12 protein-coding genes and 1 pseudogene are annotated in these 17464 nt (G+C 65.4%); 7 read left to right on the top strand and 6 right to left on the bottom strand.

Annotated features, from left to right (window positions below):
• The first annotated feature begins 98 nt into the window (after positions 1–98).
• The 5 genes from kdgD to IVB42_RS18690 all read left to right on the top strand — a co-directional run bounded on the left by kdgD (position 99) and on the right by IVB42_RS18690 (position 6186).
• Positions 99–1043, top strand: a complete 945-nt coding sequence (gene kdgD, locus IVB42_RS18670) for a 5-dehydro-4-deoxyglucarate dehydratase (protein WP_247470763.1) — start codon at positions 99–101, stop codon at positions 1041–1043.
• Positions 1044–1067: 24 nt separating this feature from the next.
• The gene (gene gudD, locus IVB42_RS18675) at positions 1068–2411 is read left to right on the top strand and encodes a glucarate dehydratase (RefSeq protein ID WP_247470765.1); all 1344 of its coding nucleotides are present in this window, start codon (positions 1068–1070) and stop codon (positions 2409–2411) included.
• A gap of 17 nt (positions 2412–2428) precedes the next feature.
• Positions 2429–3877, top strand: coding sequence for an aldehyde dehydrogenase family protein (locus IVB42_RS18680; protein WP_247470768.1), 1449 nt, complete (start codon positions 2429–2431; stop codon positions 3875–3877).
• Between the two features lie 129 nt (positions 3878–4006).
• Positions 4007–5548, top strand: a complete 1542-nt coding sequence (garD, locus tag IVB42_RS18685) for a galactarate dehydratase (RefSeq protein ID WP_247470771.1) — start codon at positions 4007–4009, stop codon at positions 5546–5548.
• Positions 5549–5808: 260 nt separating this feature from the next.
• Complete coding sequence (locus IVB42_RS18690; protein ID WP_247470774.1) at positions 5809–6186, top strand: hypothetical protein; 378 nt, start codon at positions 5809–5811, stop codon at positions 6184–6186.
• Here the strand turns inward: IVB42_RS18690 and IVB42_RS18695 are convergent.
• The 3 genes and pseudogenes from IVB42_RS18695 to IVB42_RS18705 form a co-directional block, all read right to left on the bottom strand.
• Positions 6132–6489 (bottom strand): annotated as a pseudogene (locus tag IVB42_RS18695) (hypothetical protein). The gene IVB42_RS18690 and the pseudogene IVB42_RS18695 sit on opposite strands and share 55 nt — an antisense overlap.
• Before the next feature lie 376 nt (positions 6490–6865).
• The gene (locus IVB42_RS18700) at positions 6866–7468 is read right to left on the bottom strand and encodes a DUF2147 domain-containing protein (protein WP_026233392.1); all 603 of its coding nucleotides are present in this window, start codon (positions 7466–7468) and stop codon (positions 6866–6868) included.
• Between the two features lie 115 nt (positions 7469–7583).
• The gene (locus tag IVB42_RS18705) at positions 7584–8612 is read right to left on the bottom strand and encodes an NAD(P)/FAD-dependent oxidoreductase (RefSeq protein ID WP_018457536.1); all 1029 of its coding nucleotides are present in this window, start codon (positions 8610–8612) and stop codon (positions 7584–7586) included.
• A 179-nt stretch (positions 8613–8791) separates the two neighbouring features.
• Here IVB42_RS18705 and IVB42_RS18710 point away from each other — a divergent pair, with 179 nt between their 5' ends.
• Positions 8792–9259, top strand: a complete 468-nt coding sequence (locus IVB42_RS18710) for a thioesterase family protein (RefSeq protein ID WP_247470777.1) — start codon at positions 8792–8794, stop codon at positions 9257–9259.
• Positions 9260–9271: 12 nt separating this feature from the next.
• Here the strand turns inward: IVB42_RS18710 and IVB42_RS18715 are convergent, their stop codons facing one another.
• On the bottom strand, positions 9272–9592 hold the full coding sequence (locus IVB42_RS18715) for a 2Fe-2S iron-sulfur cluster-binding protein (RefSeq protein WP_247470780.1): 321 nt from the start codon (positions 9590–9592) through the stop codon (positions 9272–9274).
• A 166-nt stretch (positions 9593–9758) separates the two neighbouring features.
• Positions 9759–10103 carry an Hpt domain-containing protein gene (locus IVB42_RS18720; protein ID WP_247470783.1) on the bottom strand — a complete coding sequence of 115 codons (345 nt, stop codon included), beginning with the start codon at positions 10101–10103 and terminating at the stop codon, positions 9759–9761.
• A gap of 426 nt (positions 10104–10529) precedes the next feature.
• On the opposite strand from IVB42_RS18720, the gene IVB42_RS18725 reads away from it, so the two are divergent.
• Positions 10530–16370, top strand: a complete 5841-nt coding sequence (locus tag IVB42_RS18725; protein ID WP_247470785.1) for a negative regulator of septation ring formation — start codon at positions 10530–10532, stop codon at positions 16368–16370.
• A gap of 205 nt (positions 16371–16575) precedes the next feature.
• Here the strand turns inward: IVB42_RS18725 and IVB42_RS18730 are convergent, their stop codons facing one another.
• Positions 16576–17454 carry an MlaD family protein gene (locus IVB42_RS18730; protein ID WP_247470788.1) on the bottom strand — a complete coding sequence of 293 codons (879 nt, stop codon included), beginning with the start codon at positions 17452–17454 and terminating at the stop codon, positions 16576–16578.
• Positions 17455–17464: the final 10 nt, after the last annotated feature.

The following is a 17464-nucleotide window of genomic DNA, read 5'->3' on the forward strand; positions in this document are numbered from 1 at the left end:
CTTTGGCTTGGACCCGCATCGAACGGTCTCCTAAACCACGGTCGCATGGACGCGCAGCCTTTGCGTCCTCCACAACACGAGACCAGGGAGCAGCGCCCATGAGCAAGATGACCCCGCAGGAAATGGCCCAGAAGATCGGATCCGGCCTCCTGTCCTTCCCCGTCACGCCGTTCAAGGCGGATTACTCCTTCGACGAGGCGACCTACCGCGCTAACATGGACTGGCTGTGCGGCTATGACGTCGCAGGCCTGTTCGCCGCCGGCGGCACCGGCGAGTTCTTCTCGCTGACGGCGGCCGAGGTTCCGCAGGTCGTCAAGATCGCCGTGGACGAGACCAAGGGCCGCGTGCCCGTCCTCGCCGGCACCGGCTACGGCACCGCCACCGCGCGCGAGATCGCGATCGGCGCGGAGAAGGCCGGCGCCGACGGCCTGTTGCTGCTGCCGCCCTATCTCACCCATGCCGAGCAGGACGGGCTTGCTGCCCACGTGGAAGCGATCTGCGCCTCCGTGAAGATCGGCGTCATCGTCTACAACCGCGACAACGCCATCCTCCAGCCCGATACGCTCGCCCGCCTCGCCGAACGCTGCCCGAACCTCGTCGGCTACAAGGACGGCATCGGCGACATCGAGCTGATGACCCGCGTCTACACCAAGCTCGGCGACCGCCTGACCTATATCGGCGGCCTGCCGACCGCTGAGACCTTCGCACTGCCCTACCTCGACATGGGCGTGACCACCTACTCCTCGGCGGTATTCAACTTCGTTCCGGAATTCGCCACCAATTTCTACGCCGCCGTGCGCAAGCGCGACCACGCGACGATCCACGCCGGCCTGAAGGACTTCATCCTGCCCCTCATCGCGATCCGCAACCGCAAGAAGGGCTATGCGGTCTCGATCATCAAGGCCGGCATGAAAGTGATCGGCCGCGATTCCGGCCCGGTCCGCCCGCCGCTGACCGACCTCACCGAGCAGGAGATCGCGGAAGTCACGGCGCTGGTGAAGAATCTGCCCGTCATCCGATCGTCACAACAGGCTGCAGAATAACAACAACACAGGGAGGAGCCTGCGATGGTCAAGACCGAGATCACTGGCGCACCGGTCGTCACCGCGATGCAGGTGATCCCGGTCGCAGGCCGTGACAGCATGCTCGTCAATTTGAGCGGCGCGCATGCGCCGTTCTTCACCCGCAACATCGTCATCCTCACCGACAATGCCGGTCACACCGGCGTCGGCGAGGTGCCTGGCGGGCAGAAGATCTGGCAGACACTGCAGGACGCCCGTGATCTCGTGATCGGCAAGACCGTCGGCGCGATGAACAACATCCTCGCCGATATCAGGACCGCCTTCGCCGATCGCGATGCCGGCGGCCGCGGCAAGCAGACTTTTGATCTCCGCGTCATGATCCACGCCGTCACGGCCGTGGAGTCCGCGCTGCTCGATTTGCTCGGCCAGCATCTCAACCTGCCGGTCGCAGCCCTGCTCGGCGAGGGCCAGCAGCGCACCAGCGTCGAGACGCTGGGCTATCTCTTCTTCGTCGGCGACCGCCGCAAGTCCAAGCTCGACTATGTCAGCAGCGAGACCGGCAAGGCGGAATGGTTCAACCTCCGCCATCAGGAGGCGATGACGCCGGAGACCGTGGTGCGGCTCGCGGAAGCCACCCACGACCATTACGGCTTCGCCGATTTCAAGCTCAAGGGCGGCGTGCTGCGCGGCGAGCAGGAGATCGAAGCCGTCACCGCGATCGCCAAGCGCTTTCCGAATGCGCGCGTGACCTTGGATCCGAACGGCGCTTGGTCGCTCGACGAGGCCGTCAGCCTCTGCAAGGACATGCACGGCATCCTCGCCTATGCCGAGGACCCCTGCGGCGCCGAAGGCGGCTTCTCCGGCCGTGAGATCATGGCCGAGTTCCGCCGCGCAACGGGCCTGCCGACCGCGACCAACATGATCGCGACCGATTGGCGGCAATTGTCCCATGCGCTGCGCCTCGGCGCGGTGGACATTCCGCTGGCCGATCCCCATTTCTGGACCATGCAAGGCTCGGTGCGCGTGGCCCAGACCTGCCGCGACAACGGCCTGACCTGGGGTTCGCACTCCAACAACCATTTCGACATCTCGCTCGCCATGTTCACCCATGTCGGCGCCGCCGCCCCCGGCAAGGTCACCGCGATCGACACACACTGGATCTGGCAGGACGGTCAGGCCTTGACCAAGGAGCCGCTCCAGATCAAGGCCGGCAAGATCGCCGTGCCCGAACGGCCCGGCCTGGGTATCGAAATCGACAGGGCCGCCATCGACGCCGCGCATGACCTCTACAAGCAGCATGGACTCGGCGCCCGCGATGACGCTATTGCCATGCAGGACCTGATCCCCGGCTGGACCTTCGACGACAAGCGTCCTTGCCTGGTTCGTTAAAAACTCTGGAGGAAGCTATGACTGCGATCCTGAAGAACTTCATCGGCGGCGAATGGGTCGATGGCTCCGCTGTCACCAAGAACATCAACCCCTCCGACACCAACGACGTCGTCGGCGAATACGCCAAGGCCGACAAGGCGCAGACCGAGAAGGCGATCGCAGCCGCCAAGGCCGCCTTCCCCGCCTGGGCGCAGTCGACGCCGCAGGTGCGTTACGACGCGCTGAACAAGATCTCTCTCGAAATCATCGCCCGCAAGGAAGAGCTCGGCCGACTGCTCGCCCGCGAGGAAGGCAAGACGCTGCCGGAAGGAATTGGCGAGGTCGCGCGCGCCGGCCAGATCTTCGCATTCTTCGCCGGCGAGGCGCTGCGCATGATCGGCGAGAAGGGTGCTTCCGTCCGTCCCGGCATCGACGTCGAGCTCACCCGTGAGCCGATGGGCGTCGTCGGCATGATCACGCCCTGGAATTTCCCGATCGCGATCCCTGCCTGGAAGATCGCCCCCGCGCTCTGCTATGGCAACACGGTGGTGTTCAAGCCTGCCGAACTGGTGCCGGGCTCGGCGCATGCGCTGTCCGAGATCATCACCCGCTCCGGCATCCCGGCCGGCGTGTTCAACCTCGTTGTCGGCTCGGGCTCCGTGGTCGGCCAGACCCTGATCGAGCATCCCGACGTCGCCGCGATCACCTTCACCGGCTCGGTGCAGACGGGGCGCAAGATCGCGCAGGCTTGCGTGACCTCGAGCAACATGAAGAAATTCCAGCTCGAGATGGGCGGCAAGAACCCGCTGGTCGTGCTCGACGACGCCGATCTCAAGACCGCCGTCGAAGTCGCCGTCAACGGCGCCTATTTCTCCACCGGCCAGCGCTGCACGGCGTCCTCGCGCCTGATCGTCACCGAAGGTATTCACGACCGTTTCGTTGCGGCGGTGACCGAGCGCCTGAAAGGCCTCACGGTGGACGACGCGCTCAAGGCCGGCGTGCATATCGGCCCGGTGGTCGACCAGAGCCAGCTCGACCAGGACCTGCGCTACATCAAGATCGGCCAGGACGAGGGTGCCAAGCTCGCCTGGGGCGGCGAGTTGCTCAAGCGCGAAACGCCCGGCCACTACCTCCAGCCGGCGCTGTTCACCGAGGCCAACAACAACATGCGCATTTCGCGCGAGGAGGTCTTCGGCCCGGTCGCCGCCGTCATTCGCGCCAAGAACTACGAGGAGGCGCTCGCGATCTCCAACGACACCGAGTTCGGCCTCGCCTCCGGCATCTGCACCAGCAGCCTTAAATACGCCTCGCACTACAAGCGCAACAGCGAGTCCGGCATGGTGATGGTCAATCTGCCGACGGCCGGCGTCGACTATCACGTGCCGTTCGGTGGCCGGAAGGGTTCGAGCTACGGCGCCCGCGAACAGGGCTCCTATGCCCGCGAGTTCTACACGACGGTGAAGACCGCCTATACCTATCCCGGCTAACCACGGGCAAGATATCGTAGGGTAGGCAAAGCGAGGCGCGCCCACCGCTTACGTTCGGCACGAAGCATGGTGGGCACGGCGCTTTGCGCCTTTGCCCACCCTACGACTTGAGTTTCCGAGGTAAAGCAGATGGACCAGTCAGTCGCAGCGAAAGAGCAGCCTCGCTACATCAAGCTCAACGAGCGCGACAACGTCGCGATCGTTGTCAATGATTTCGGGCTTCCCGCCGGCTCCCGCTTCGCCAGCGGGCTGACGCTGCGCGCCTTCGTGCCGCAGGGACACAAGACGGCGCTGGTCGACATCCCGCAGGACGCCCCGATCATCCGCTATGGCGAGGTGATCGGCCATGCGCTCGCGCCGATCCTGGCCGGCGAATGGGTGGACGAAGCGCGCATCCGCATGCCGGAGGCCCCTGCCCTCGACAAGCTGGAAATCTCCACCGCCGTTCCCGCGCCGCTGCCGCCGCTCGAAGGTTTCACGTTCGAAGGCTTTCGCAATTCCGACGGCTCGGTCGGCACCAAGAACATCCTCGGCATCTCCTCCTCGGTGCAATGCGTCAAGGGCACGATGGAATATGCGGTGAAGCGCATCCGCGCCGAACTGCTGCCGAAATATCCGAATGTCGACGACGTCGTGCCGCTGACGCATGCCTATGGCTGTGGCGTCGCCATCAACGCGCCTGATGCCGTGATTCCGATCCGCACGCTGCAAAACATCGCACAGAACCCGAATTTCGGCGGCGAGATCCTGGTCATCAGCCTCGGCTGCGAGAAGCTTGCGCCCGAGCGTCTGGTGCCGGAAGGCGTCAGCAATGCCATCGTGCGCATGCAGGACGAAGCCTTCGACGGCTTTGGCGCCATCGTCGAGGCAATCATGACCCAGGCAGAGGCCCGCCTCAAGATCCTCAACAAGCGCACCCGCGAGACCTGCCCGGCCGCCGATCTCGTCATCGGCCTGCAATGCGGTGGCAGCGACGCGTTCTCCGGCGTCACCGCGAACCCTGCGGTCGGCTTCGCCGCCGACCTGCTGGTGCGCGCCGGCGCCACCGTGATGTTCTCGGAAGTCACCGAAGTGCGCGACGCGATCCAGTTGCTCACGCGGCGCGCCATCAACGAGGCCGTCGGCCGCGCGCTGGTCCGCGAGATGGCCTGGTACGATTCCTATCTGGCCCGTGGCGGCGCGGACCGCAGCGCCAACACCACGCCCGGCAACAAGAAGGGCGGCCTCGCCAACATCGTCGAGAAGTCGCTCGGCTCGATCGTCAAGTCCGGATCAAGCGCGATCACCGGCGTCCTCTCGCCCGGCGAGAAGGCAACGCAGAAGGGCATGCTGTTTGCGGCAACGCCGGCGTCCGACTTCATCTGCGGCACGCTCCAGCTCGCCTCCGGCATGACCTTGCAGGTGTTCACCACCGGCCGCGGCACGCCTTATGGCCTTGCGGCTGCGCCCGTGATCAAGGTCGCGACACGGACCGAGCTGGCACGACGCTGGAAGGACCTGATCGATTTCGATGCCGGCGGCATTGCCACCGGCGAGAAGACCATCGAGGAAACCGGCTGGGACCTGTTCCGCCTGATCCTCGACGTCGCCAGCGGTCGCACCAAGCCGTGGTCGGATCGCTGGGGCATCCACAACGATTTGACGCTGTTCAATCCGGCGCCAGTGACCTGAGCGCCGCGCGCGGACGCTGCCTCGCCGCGTGGATGCATTGGTGCCGTTTCGGCACGTAGGGCACCGACACGTCACCGCGCGACCACTTCCGCGAAACCGCCCGGAAACATTGGCGCGGAAAACTTCCTTCGCGCTTCGTCGCTCGACATCACGCAATCAAATAGATCAGCGACCGCGATCTAATGTTCGCACACAGGCGAACCTGTTGCGGCATCACCGCGACCTAACCTCCGATTGGCACTTCTCACGGAGATTTTCCAATGCGCGTTCTTTCGATGGTTGCCGTTGCCGCAGCGATGATTGCCAACTCGTCAGGCGCGTTCGCCGGCGAGCTTCCCTCTTACGAAGTGACGTCGTTTCCGATCTCGGCGACGCAAGTCCAGGTGCTCGGCGGCGCAGGCGTCGAGGAGCAGTCGACTGCGCCCGCGATGATCGTCGCCGGCATGCCCGCCTCGCCCGCAGATGTCGGTGCTGTCGCCACGCGTGAAGCGGCTTGCGAGCGTCAGCGCGAACAACGAGGCGCGCTAAGCCTTGACGCCATTACGGGTTCGACGCTGCGCGTCGCCCGGGATGACGTTTCACTCTACGTCATGCTGCCCGGCATGAAGCAGCGCACCCGCGGATGGCCGTCGATATAGTGCTTCCACACCATGGTGCGGCCGATCTTGTTCGGCTCGGTAATGACGGCGCCGTCGGGCACGACCACCCATTCGCCCTCGAGATGCACGCGATAACGGCCCTTGTCGGATTCCCAGTCGACGTCGGCGACCATATAGCCGTCGGCATCCGAGCAGCATTGGCCGTATTCGCTGTGCAGGCTCTCGAACCAGGTGTTTTAATGGCGAGTTGGCGTAGCGCCCGTCGTCGCGCGCCATCATCGGGGCCGTCAGCAGCACCGTCAGGACCAGCAGCATGGCGGCACACGATATTGCACGTCTCATGTCGTCTCCGCGGATCGAGATCATCGCCGCGGGGCGATAACTGCCGTCCGCCTTCCGCGACTCGGCGAAGGCGTCAAGGACGGCGACTCATCCCCCAACAGCTTTGCGGATAGCTATGCAAATCCGGCGCCACCGCGCATTCCGGGGAACTACTGGCGCAAGTCCGGCACGCATTGGTCTTTCGACGGGTATGACCGCTGCTCGCGGGCCAAGATCTCCGCTGTCATAGCTGGCCGCATGCGCGATTACGCACGAGGCCACGGACACCGCGCCAGAACACCGAGAGGCTGCGGCGTACTGGATCCCCGCCTTCGCGAGCAATGACGGCGGTGTGTGGAGCTACCGAAGTTCAGGTGGCACAGCGCGCGACGTAGACCTACTGCTTCGGCACCGGCGCCATCATTGCGCCGCCCTTCTTCGCCGGTGCCACAGGCACCGGCTTGGTCGCGGCGGTCGCTTGCGCCGGAAGATATTTCGCGACGATGGCGGGATCGACCTGCGCGATGTTGGCGTCGGGAAGACGCGTCCAGGTCTCGTCCTTGCCGAACAGGGAGATGCCGAGGAAACCGCGCATCGTCAGGGTCTGTCCGTCCGGGCTGACCGTCATCTTGGCCTTCCAGATGTTGCCGTCGCGAGGATTGACCACGTTGCCGCCGTCATACTTCAAGCCGTCGCGCTTCATGTCACGGATGAAGGAGAGCCCGAGCACCGGCGCGTTCTTGCGATCGTCCGTGCATTTGGCGCAGATCTCGTTCGGGTCGTCGCCGGGCCGCGGGAAGGTTTTTGCGATGACGCCTTCGAACACACCGTTGTGGTCGATGAAGAGAAACCATCCCACCGTCTTGCCGTCTTCGACCTTCTGCCAGAGGCCTGCGGCGGTCGGCTGCTGCACTTGCGCCACAACCGGGCTCACCGCACCGAGCGTCATCGCGAGCGCGAGAAGCGAGAACAGCCGAAAGCTGAAAAAGAGAGTCCGCATTATCATCACCTTGCTGAGCCAATCGCCTTGCTAAGCCGCCAGCTGCAATGGCCGCAGACTACGGCGATTTCGCGAACTGTTCCAGCACCAGAAACATGAGGCATCGCCCCCGCCATCAGTTGACGCCGAGCTTCTTTTGCAGGCTGGAGGACGACGTCGTGTACTGGAACACGAGCCGCTTCCCCGGATAGACGTAGCGATGGGCTTTTTGCGACATCAGCGCGCCTTCGTGGAAGCCGCACAGGATCAGCTTGATCTTGCCGGGATAGGTGTTGATGTCGCCGATCGCGAAGATGCCTGGCACGTTGGTCTCGAACGCGGATGTCTCGACCGGCACCAGATTGTTCTCCAGCGCGATGCCCCAGTTCGCGACCGGACCGAGCTTCATGGTCAGCCCGAAGAACGGCAGCATGGTGTCACAGGCAATTTCGTTCACGCTGTTGTCGTTGCCCTTCACGGTGGCGCCGCTCAGCTTGCCCTCATTGCCTGACAGCGCAGTGACCTGGCCGAGCCGAAGATCCATCTTGCCGGCCGCGACCAGCGCGCGCATCTGCTCGACGCTGTGGGGCGCGGCGCGAAAATCGTCGCGACGGTGCAGAAGCGTGATGCGCTTGGCGATCGGATGCAGATTGAGCGTCCAATCGAGCGCGGAATCGCCGCCGCCCACGATCAGCACGTTCTTGTCGCGGAACGTCTCCATCTTGCGCACGGCGTAGTGCACCGAGCTTCCTTCATAGGCTTCGATCCCCGGCACCGGTGGACGCTTGGGCTGGAACGAGCCGCCGCCGGCAGCGATCACCAGCACCTTGCATTCGAACACCTTGCCGGCGTCCGTGGTGCAGCGGAACAGCGGATCGCCGATTTTCTCGACGGTCTCGATCATCTCGCCGAGATGGAAGGTCGGATGGAACGGCTTGATCTGCTCCATCAGCGCGTCGGTGAGGCCCTGCCCAGAAACCTGCGGAATGCCGGGAATGTCGTAGATCGGCTTTTCCGGATAGAGTTCTGCGCACTGGCCGCCGACCTTGTCGAGGATGTCGACGAAATGCGTCTTCATGTCCAGAAGGCCCAGCTCGAAGGCGGCGAACAGACCGCAGGGGCCGGCACCAATAATCAGCACATCGGTTTTGATCGCGTCGCTCATGTCGTCTCTTTATCGGTCGTTCGTGGGACGGCGCCCTTTGGGCCGAGGTGACCCTGCCTGTCTAGCCAACGGGGATGGATCAGGGAAGGCATAAAAGCGGGAGCGCCCCGCGGCCGCGCCCACTTGCCGGGTCAGGATAACTGGGCTGTAACCAGCAACGATATGACGGAGATCAATCGGTGAACGCACCAAGCCGCCTCGATACGACGCCGTGCCTGGAGGACTACCCTTTTCGCCTCAGCGACAACGTCCGCTTCGGCGATCTCGACCCTAACCAGCACGTCAACAACGCGGTCTACGCCACCTATTTCGAGACCGGCCGTGTCACGCTGATGAAGCTCCCGGAATACGGCCTGACGCCGCCCGGACTTGCCTGGATCATGGTGCGGCTCGACATCCATTTTCGCGCGGAGCTGCACTGGCCGAACACGATCGAGCTCGGTCTCGGCGTCGTGAAGCTGGGACGAACGTCGGTCACGTTCGAGCAGGTGGTGTTTTCGGAAGGGAAGTGCATTGCATCGGCGACATCGGTCGCCGTGATGATCGACGAAGCGTCGCGCCGGCCAACGCCGCTGACCGCGGAAGTGCTCGAGAAGCTCAGCCCCTGGCACAAGCGCGGCATCCAGGTCGCGCAGCCCAGCACATGATAGCTAAGAGAGTTAAGCCTGCCGTTCCGGCGTCGCCACCACGAGGCCGTCGAGCTCGTCGGAGACCTTGATCTGGCAGGACAGGCGCGAGTTCGGGCGCACGTCGTAGCCGAAGTCGAGCATGTCCTCTTCCATCGGCGTCGGGCTGCCGACCTTCTCGCGCCACGCTTCGTCGACATAGACATGGCAGGTGGCGCAGGCGCAGGCGCCGCCGCATTCGGCCTCGATGCCGGGAATGCTGTTGCGGATGGCGGCTTCCATCACAGTCGCGCCGTTCTCGACGTCCACCGTACGGGTTTCGCCCTTGTGATCGACAAAGTGGATTTTGGCCATGTGTGCTCGTGCTGCCGCGATCTAGGGAATGAAGGAGGGTCCGGGCTGTCCTATAACGGGTCGGTCAGCCCGGCGCCATAGCGTTTTGATGAAGTCGCGAATACCGCTTCGCGGGAAGAAAACCCGTCAAAACAAAAGACTACAGCACGGTTCTGGCCCTGTTGGCTTAAGGATTCAGGATCGCCTCGATGGCGGTGCGAGCCTCGGTCACCGCCTCTTTCAGTGCGGCGAAGGCGTGAGGCCGGCCCTGGCCGGTCTGGATCGCGGTCTCCAGGCTGGCTGCGGCGTCCGCCACAGCAAAGGCGCCGATCCCCCGCGCCGAGCCCTTGAGCTTGTGGGCGAGTGCGCCGGCTTCGGCCGGCAGCGCTGCCATCGCCGCGATCAGGCGGACCGCCTGCTCGGCAAACATCGCCAGCACTTCCTGTTTCAGCTCGGAATCGCCGAGCGTCATGCGGGAGAGATGATCGAGGTCGAGCGGGCTGTCGATGGGTGCAAGCGGGGGCGAGGGCATCCAGTCCATCCGTTGCAGTTCAGGCATCATGGCGCAGGCCCCGGCATCGCGCGATGTCCGCCGGTCCGGCGGTCAAGTTCCCTCCACCCAAGCACGGAAATGGTTAACGAAATGTTCTGGCCGTTTTGCGCAAATCTGCCTGCTTATTGACGAAAAGTTGCCGCAATCCGGCGAGTCCGGTGGAGAATTGCATTTATTGCTAAGGCGTTACGGCACGATCCTGTTAACGATGATTAAGATTGTCTTAATCGCGGGCATTTCATTCGCGACGCTCTGCCAATAGGATGTTGGAGAAATTGGCGGACAAGCCATCCGGGTGGGGATGGCTCGGAGATCCGCGCAAGCGGCATGATCCGGACTGTGGGCTTGCGCAGCGCGCAGAGCTCGCGGGGGGACGCGTACAAGTAACGAGGGCTCGGACTGAACATGGCGAACACTCCGAAGAAGGTCAAAGACCCCACAGAAGATGCGCTTTCTGCAATCCAGGAAGCCCTGAACATCAGCGACACGGCCGCGGACACCAGCCGCAACGCCTCGATGCGCAACGAAACGTCGCCCCCGGTCGCGCCACCGGCTCCCCCGATGTTCGACGAACCGAGCTTCGACGCGCGCCCTGCCGCGAACGAACGCGCGATGTTCGACCAGATCGAGGAGCCGCGCTCCTCGCGCCGCGCCGCCAATGACGACCGTGCGACCATCGGCCAGCTCTTGCAGACGTTGCAGACGGGACGCCCGACCCGCAACATCTACACCGGCGCGACAATCTTCACCGTCATCTGGCTGGCCGCCTGCGCCGCACTGACGGTCGGCTTCCTGCCTTCGATCCAGGCGGCGATGGGCCAGAGCGGCGGCGTCTTGGCCATTGCCGGCCTCGTCACGATGTTCTTTGCGCCGATCATGCTGTTCTTCTTCCTGGCGAGCCTCGTCTGGCGCGGCCAGCAAATGAGCTCGGTCGCGCAGGCGATGGCCCAGGTTGCGATCCGCTTCTCCGAGCCGGAAGGCTCGGCTTCCGATTCCATGGTGACCGTCGGCCAGGCCATCCGCCGCGAGGTTGCGGCGATGGGCGACGGCATCGAGCGCGCCATCGCGCGCGCCGGCGAACTCGAGACGCTGGTCGCCAACGAGGTCGCGGCGCTCGAACGCGCCTATTCCGACAACGAAGTGCGCATCCGCGCCCTGCTCCAGGACATCGCGCATCAGCGCGACAATCTGGTCGGCCAGGCCGAGCAGGTCCGCAGCGCCATCTCCGGCGTGCAGATCGATTTGCGCCATGACATCGCGCTGATCTCGGACGCGATCGCCTCGCGCGTCGACGAGGTCGCCAAGTCCATCACCGGCGCACTCGAAGAGCGCGGCGCCCACATCACCGGTGCGCTCAGCAACGCCGGCGACAACATGATCCTCGCGCTCGGCGAGCGCGGCGGCGACCTGCTCGACCGCCTCGAGGAGGCCAGCAACGAGACCACGCGCGCCGTGCTCGACGCCAGCGAGCGTCTGACCACCAGCCTCAATTTCAAGACCGGCCACGTTCACGACGAGTTCGTCGACCTGGCCGACCGCGTCCACGAAATGCTCAACGAGCGCATCGACCGCATCACCGGCGAGTTCGAGCAGCGCTCCGCCGCGATCGTCGACGGCATCTCCGAGCGCACCGAGCAGGTGCACGACAGCCTGAAGAATTCTTCGGACTCGCTGCTGCTCGAGCTCGAGCTGCGCTCCAACGACCTCTCCGCCAAGATCGATGACGCCGGCAACCGCCTCGCCGGCCAGATCATGACCTCCGGCGACAAGGCGAGCGAAGCGCTCGACGCCACCGTCAACACGCTGGTCGCCAAGGTCGTCAGCCAGACCGAGACCGCGCACGACTCGCTGTCGCTCCAGATGAGCGCCTTCGACGAGCTGGTGAAGAACCAGGGCACCGAGCTGGTCGAGAAGTTCGCCCGCGACTCCGGCACGCTGGGCGCGCTGATCACCCGCCACATCTCCGAATTCGACCGCACCGTGAAGACCTTCGGCGGCGAGATCGTCGAACGGATGGGCCAGCGCACGCAGGACATCCATGAATCGCTGAAGACCTATGTCGACAATTTCGACACCCGCTTCACCGCCAATGGCGGCGCGATCACCGCTGTGCTCGACCAGCGCCTGGTGCAGTTCGAGACCACGATCGGCGAACGTGTCAGCAACCTCGATGCCTCGCTGAACGGCAAGATCTCGAGCCTCGACTCCACGATCGACGGTCACATCAAGACCTTCGACGAGCAGCTCGTCGGCCGCGTCGCCGCGCTCGAACAGTCGTTCGATACCCGTGCGAAGTCGGTTACCGAGACCATCGACGGACGGCTCAACACCCTCGCCTCGTCGCTGACCGACGGTGCCGCGCAGGCGATCCAGTCGATCGACTCCCGCCTCACCCACCTCACGACGTCGCTGACCGACGGCGCGTCTCAGGCTGTCGAGACCATCGACAACCGCCTCAACCACCTCGCGACCTCGCTGACCGATGGCGCGTCGCAGACCATCCACACGATCGACACGCGCCTCACGCATCTGACGACCACCCTCACCGGCGGCGCGTCGCAGGCGCTCGAATCGATCGACACGCGCCTCACCTACCTGACCAGCGCGGTGACGAACGGCGCCTCGCAGGCCGTGCAGTCGATCGATTCCCGCCTCACCCTGCTGACCTCGACACTCACGGACGGCACCGCGCAGGCGATCGAGGCGGTCGATCGCCGCATCACCGGCGTCGCCGAGATCATCGACGGCCGCAGCATGCACCTGACCGACACGGTCACGGCGCGCTTCCAGGACATCCAGCAGGCTATCGAGACCAAGGTCGGTGCCGTCGCCAGCGACATCGACGTGCGCGTGGCGCAGTTCGAGGACCTGCTCGGCTCGCGCGTCGAGGCCGTCGCCGGCCGCATCGAGAGCAGCGGACGCCAGGCCAGCGAGGACATGATGTCCCGCGCCGAGATGATCTCGACCGCGATTCGCTCGCATGTCGAGGACGCCGAGCGCTCGCTCACCAACCTCGTGGTCAACACCAGCGAGACCATCCAGACCGGTGCGCGCACCGCGCAGCAGTCGCTGATGACGGTCTCCTCCGACGTCAACGCCCAGCTCAAGATGACCTCCGCCGAGGTCGAGCGTGCGCTGACCGCCGTCGGCACCGGTGCCGCGAACTCGATCCTGACCAGCGCCCGCGAAGCCCAGTCGACCCTGGTCGCCGCGTCGGGCGATGCCTCCAACCAGATCAAGGGGCTCGCGGCCGACGTCGAACGCACGCTGTCGTCAGCAGGCTCGGCGACCGCCGCCTCGATCCTGGCCGGTGCCCGCGAGGTGCAGACCACGCTCGTGACGGCGTCCTCGGATGCGGCCAACCACGTCAAGACTCTCACCGCCGACGTCGAACGCACGCTGTCGTCGGCAGGCTCGGCGACCGCCGCCTCGATCCTGGCCGGTGCCCGCGAGGTACAGACCACGCTCGTCACGGCGTCCTCGGACGCCGCCAACCACGTCAAGACCCTCACCGCCGACGTGCAGCGCTCGCTGTCGATGGCCGGCACCACCACGGCGGAATCGATCACCGCCGGCGCCCGCGATGCGCAGAGCGCGCTGATCGCGGCCTCGAGCGAGACCGCCAACCAGATCAAGGCGCTGTCCTCGGACGTGCAGCGCTCGCTCTCGATGGCGGGAACCGCGACGGCAGAGACCATCATGACCGGCGCCCGCGAAGCCCAGAGCACGCTCGTCAACGCATCCTCGGATGCGGCGAGCCAGGTCAAGTCTCTCGCCGCCGAAGTGCATCGCTCGCTCTCGCAGGTCGGCCAGTCGACCGCCGAGACGATCACGACCAGCGCCCGTGATGCCCAGAGCACCCTGCTGGCGGTCTCCGCCGAACAGACCGGCCAGGTTCGTTCGCTGGCGGCCGAGATGCAGCGCGCGCTGGCGACCGCCGGCGGCGCCACCATCGAGGCGCTCACCAGCGGCGTACGCGAGGCCCAGGGCACGCTGATCTCCGCCTCGACGGACGCTGCGAGCCAGATCAAGTCGCTGACCACGGACATCGAGCGCACGCTGACCTCGGTCGGCGCCGACACCGCCTCGACCATCCTCAACAGCGCGCGTGAGGCGCAGACCTCGCTGACCTCGACCTCGGCGGATGCCGCAAGCCAGATCCGCACGATCTCGAGCGAGATCGAGCGTACGCTGAGCACGGCCACCGCGAACGCGACCAACGACATCCAGACCAGCGCGCTCAACGCCCAGAACGCGTTGATCAACGCCTCCAACGAGGCGAGCTCGCGGGTCAAGTCGAGTTCGGCCGACGTCGAGCGCTCGGTGCTCGCCGCCAGCAGCAGCTTCGGCCAGGCCATGACCGGCAAGACCGACGAGATCGTCACCTACGTGCAGCAGCAGTCCGACCGTCTCGCCAACATGATCGACGCCAAGCGCGGCTCGCTCGTGGACGCGATCGGCTCCAAGACCAGCCAGCTCACGCTCGACATCGACCGCGTCACATCCGACGCGCTGAAGTCGATCGAGACGCGCGGACATGCGTTCTCGCAGACCATGATGGGCAACGGCTCCGAGGTGGCGCGAACCATCAACTCGGCGAGCGAGATGGCGACAGGTGCCGTCAACAAGTCGCTCAAGGACCTCGAGCAGGCCTCCCGCGCGGCGATCGACCAGTCGCGCCAGGTCTCGATCGCGGCCGTCACCGAGATGCAGGAGACCAGCAAGATCCTGCGCACCGACACGGTCGCCCTGTTCGAGCGCCTGCGCGAAGGCAACATCCTGCTCCAGGAGGTGCTGACCGGTGCGCACGACAACCTCAACTCGCTCGAGCGGGCGCTGGTGACGCGCGTCGCCGACTTCGTCTCGGCGATGAACGACGTCACCTCGCGCAACGGCGCTGCGACGCAGAACCTGGAAGACCAGCTCAACGTCTTCAACAGCAAGACCACCCGGGCGCTCCAGGATCTCGGCGAGCTGTCGACCCAGTTCGACGCGCACGGCAAGGCACTGGTCGAGGCCGCACAGGTCGTGGAACAGAGCAACAAGAACACCACCGCCTCGCTCGCCGAACGCAAGGAGGCGCTGGAATCGCTCGTCACCACGATCGACCTGCGCACGGCCGATCTCGACCAGCGCCTGTCGCGCTTCACCGGCCTGCTCGATGAATCGCTGGCGGCCGCCGAAGAGCGTGCCCGCGACATCGCCCGCGTCGTCGCGGAGACCGCCGGCGCCGGTTCCGCCGCGATCACCCGCCAGTTCGAAGCGGTGCGGTCGGCCTCAGAAGAGGAGCATCGGCAGACCGTCGAGGCCATGCACGACATCTACCGCCAGACCACCGACGAGGCGGATGCGATGTTCAAGCAGTCCACCGAGAAGTTCACCAACCTCGTCTCCAGCATGAAGCAGATGGCGTTCGAGATGCACAACGAGCTCGAAGCCACCCGCAACGAGCTGCGCCGCGGCGTGCTCGAGATGCCGCAGGAGGCGGCCGAGAGCACTGCGCAGATGCGCAAGGTGATCGTCGACCAGATCGAGGCGCTCGCCGAGCTCAACCGCATCGTGGCTCAGCACGGCCGTGGTCTCGACGTCTCCACGACGGGGCGCGCCAGCGTGCAGCGCCAGGAAGAGCCGATACTGGCGGCCGTCGGCGCGCGCAGCACCGAGACGCGCATGCGCGAGAGCGCCAGCGCCTCGACGCTGCCACCGCCGGACCTCGGTATGCCGGCCTCCTCGCGCCGCACCGAAGCCCCGCCGGTGGCACCGGCCGGCAACGACCAGGGCCGTGACGGCTGGCTGTCCGACCTGCTGAGCCGCACGGACGCCAACCAGGGTGCGCCTACCGGACGTGAGCCCCAGCGCGGCCGCCAGGCTGCACCGGCTCCGCAGCCGCAGGCTCCGCAAGGTGGCGGCAATCCGCTGGAATCCTTGTCGCTCGACATCGGCCGGCTGATGGACCGCAACCTCGCCTCCGAGATGTGGGACCGCTATCAGCGCGGCGAGAACAAGGCCTTCACCAAGCGGCTCTACACGCCCGCCGGCCAGAAGGCCTTTGATGAGGTCGCCCGCAAGTATCGCTCCGACCGCAACTTCAAGGCCACGGTCGACCGCTATGTCGCCGAGTTCGAACGCCTGCTCGACGAAGTCGCCCGCGACGGCCGCGGCCCGCAGGAGCTGCGCAACCACCTGACCTCGGAGACGGGCCTGGTGTACACGCTGCTCGCTCACGCAGCGGGCCGGCTGGGATAAGCGGTCAGTCGCCAAGACGCATGACGAATGAAAACGGAGGCCTCACGGCCTCCGTTTTGTTTTGGGGAGGTTGTTGCGCCTCCACAAACTCGTCATTGCGAGGAGCTCTTGCGACGAAGCAATCCAGACTGCTTATGCGGAGGCAGTCTGGATTGCTTCGCTTCGCTCGCAATGACGAAGGAGAGGGTCGAGTGCAACGCGCCTACTACCGCCTGCGCTCCGGCACGGCGGGTTTCGGCGGCTCTGGCGGCGGTGGCGGCGCGGCCGCCGGCGCGTTGTTGCTGGCGCCGAACAGGACGCGGGTCGGGTTGCGATCGAAATTGTTGACGGCGCGGCTGATGTCGCCGAGCGTGCGGCGGCCGTCCGCCATCAATGCGCCGGAGCGCTTGTCGAAATCGTCGGCCAGTTCGCGGATCGACTTCACCGCCAGAAACAGCTCGCCGCCGTCCTTGCCACCGGCGAGCGTGTTGAGGCCGAGCATGAGGCTGTCGGCCTTGAGCATGACCCCGTCGACCTTGGCCATCACGCCGTCGATCTTCTCGGAGTTGCGGGCGAGCGAGTTGGTGAAGGTCTCGAGGTTCTTCAGCGAGTTCTTCACCGATTCCTGATTGTCGGCGACGATCTTGTTGATGTTCTGCAGCGTGCCGCGGATCGCCTCGGTGACGTCCTGGAGCTTGTTGGGATCGGCCGTCAGCGTCGGAATGCCGTCCTCGTCGAGCGGCGGCGCAGGCGCTGCCTCCTCGCCGCCCTTGAGCGAAATCGCGGCGACGCCGGTCAGGCCCTGGAATTCGAGGCCGACGAGGGTGTCCTTGCGGATCGGGGCGTTGTTCTCGACCATGGCGAGTGCGACAACCCGCCGCGGGTTGTCGAGCTTCACCGAGACCACCTCGCCCACCCGGATACCGTTGAAATTGACGCTGCCGCCGTTGCGTAGGCCCGCGGCCGGGCCCTCGAAGACGACGCGGAGCGGGCTGCGCTGCTTGGTCGTGTGCAGCGACTGAAACCATAGCACGAAGCCGATCGCGGCGGCGATCACCGCCAGTGTGAACGACCCGATCAGCACGTAATTTGCCCGCGTTTCCATCAGCTACTCC

The sequence above is a fragment of the Bradyrhizobium sp. 45 genome, assembly GCF_023073155.1.
GTDB classification, from domain to species: Bacteria; Pseudomonadota; Alphaproteobacteria; order Rhizobiales; family Xanthobacteraceae; genus Bradyrhizobium; species Bradyrhizobium canariense_D.

Bases quoted from the DNA above. Each gene is read 5' to 3' on its own strand.
- kdgD (WP_247470763.1), top strand. From the start codon at position 99: ATGAGCAAGATGACCCCGCAGGAAATGGCCCAGAAGATCGGATCCGGC.
- gudD (WP_247470765.1), top strand. From the start codon at position 1,068: ATGGTCAAGACCGAGATCACTGGCGCACCGGTCGTCACCGCGATGCAG.
- IVB42_RS18680 (WP_247470768.1), top strand. From the start codon at position 2,429: ATGACTGCGATCCTGAAGAACTTCATCGGCGGCGAATGGGTCGATGGC.
- garD (WP_247470771.1), top strand. From the start codon at position 4,007: ATGGACCAGTCAGTCGCAGCGAAAGAGCAGCCTCGCTACATCAAGCTC.
- IVB42_RS18690 (WP_247470774.1), top strand. From the start codon at position 5,809: ATGCGCGTTCTTTCGATGGTTGCCGTTGCCGCAGCGATGATTGCCAAC.
- IVB42_RS18700 (WP_026233392.1), bottom strand. From the start codon at position 7,468: ATGCGGACTCTCTTTTTCAGCTTTCGGCTGTTCTCGCTTCTCGCGCTC.
- IVB42_RS18705 (WP_018457536.1), bottom strand. From the start codon at position 8,612: ATGAGCGACGCGATCAAAACCGATGTGCTGATTATTGGTGCCGGCCCC.
- IVB42_RS18715 (WP_247470780.1), bottom strand. From the start codon at position 9,592: ATGGCCAAAATCCACTTTGTCGATCACAAGGGCGAAACCCGTACGGTG.
- IVB42_RS18720 (WP_247470783.1), bottom strand. From the start codon at position 10,103: ATGCCCTCGCCCCCGCTTGCACCCATCGACAGCCCGCTCGACCTCGAT.
- IVB42_RS18725 (WP_247470785.1), top strand. From the start codon at position 10,530: ATGGCGAACACTCCGAAGAAGGTCAAAGACCCCACAGAAGATGCGCTT.
- IVB42_RS18730 (WP_247470788.1), bottom strand. From the start codon at position 17,454: ATGGAAACGCGGGCAAATTACGTGCTGATCGGGTCGTTCACACTGGCG.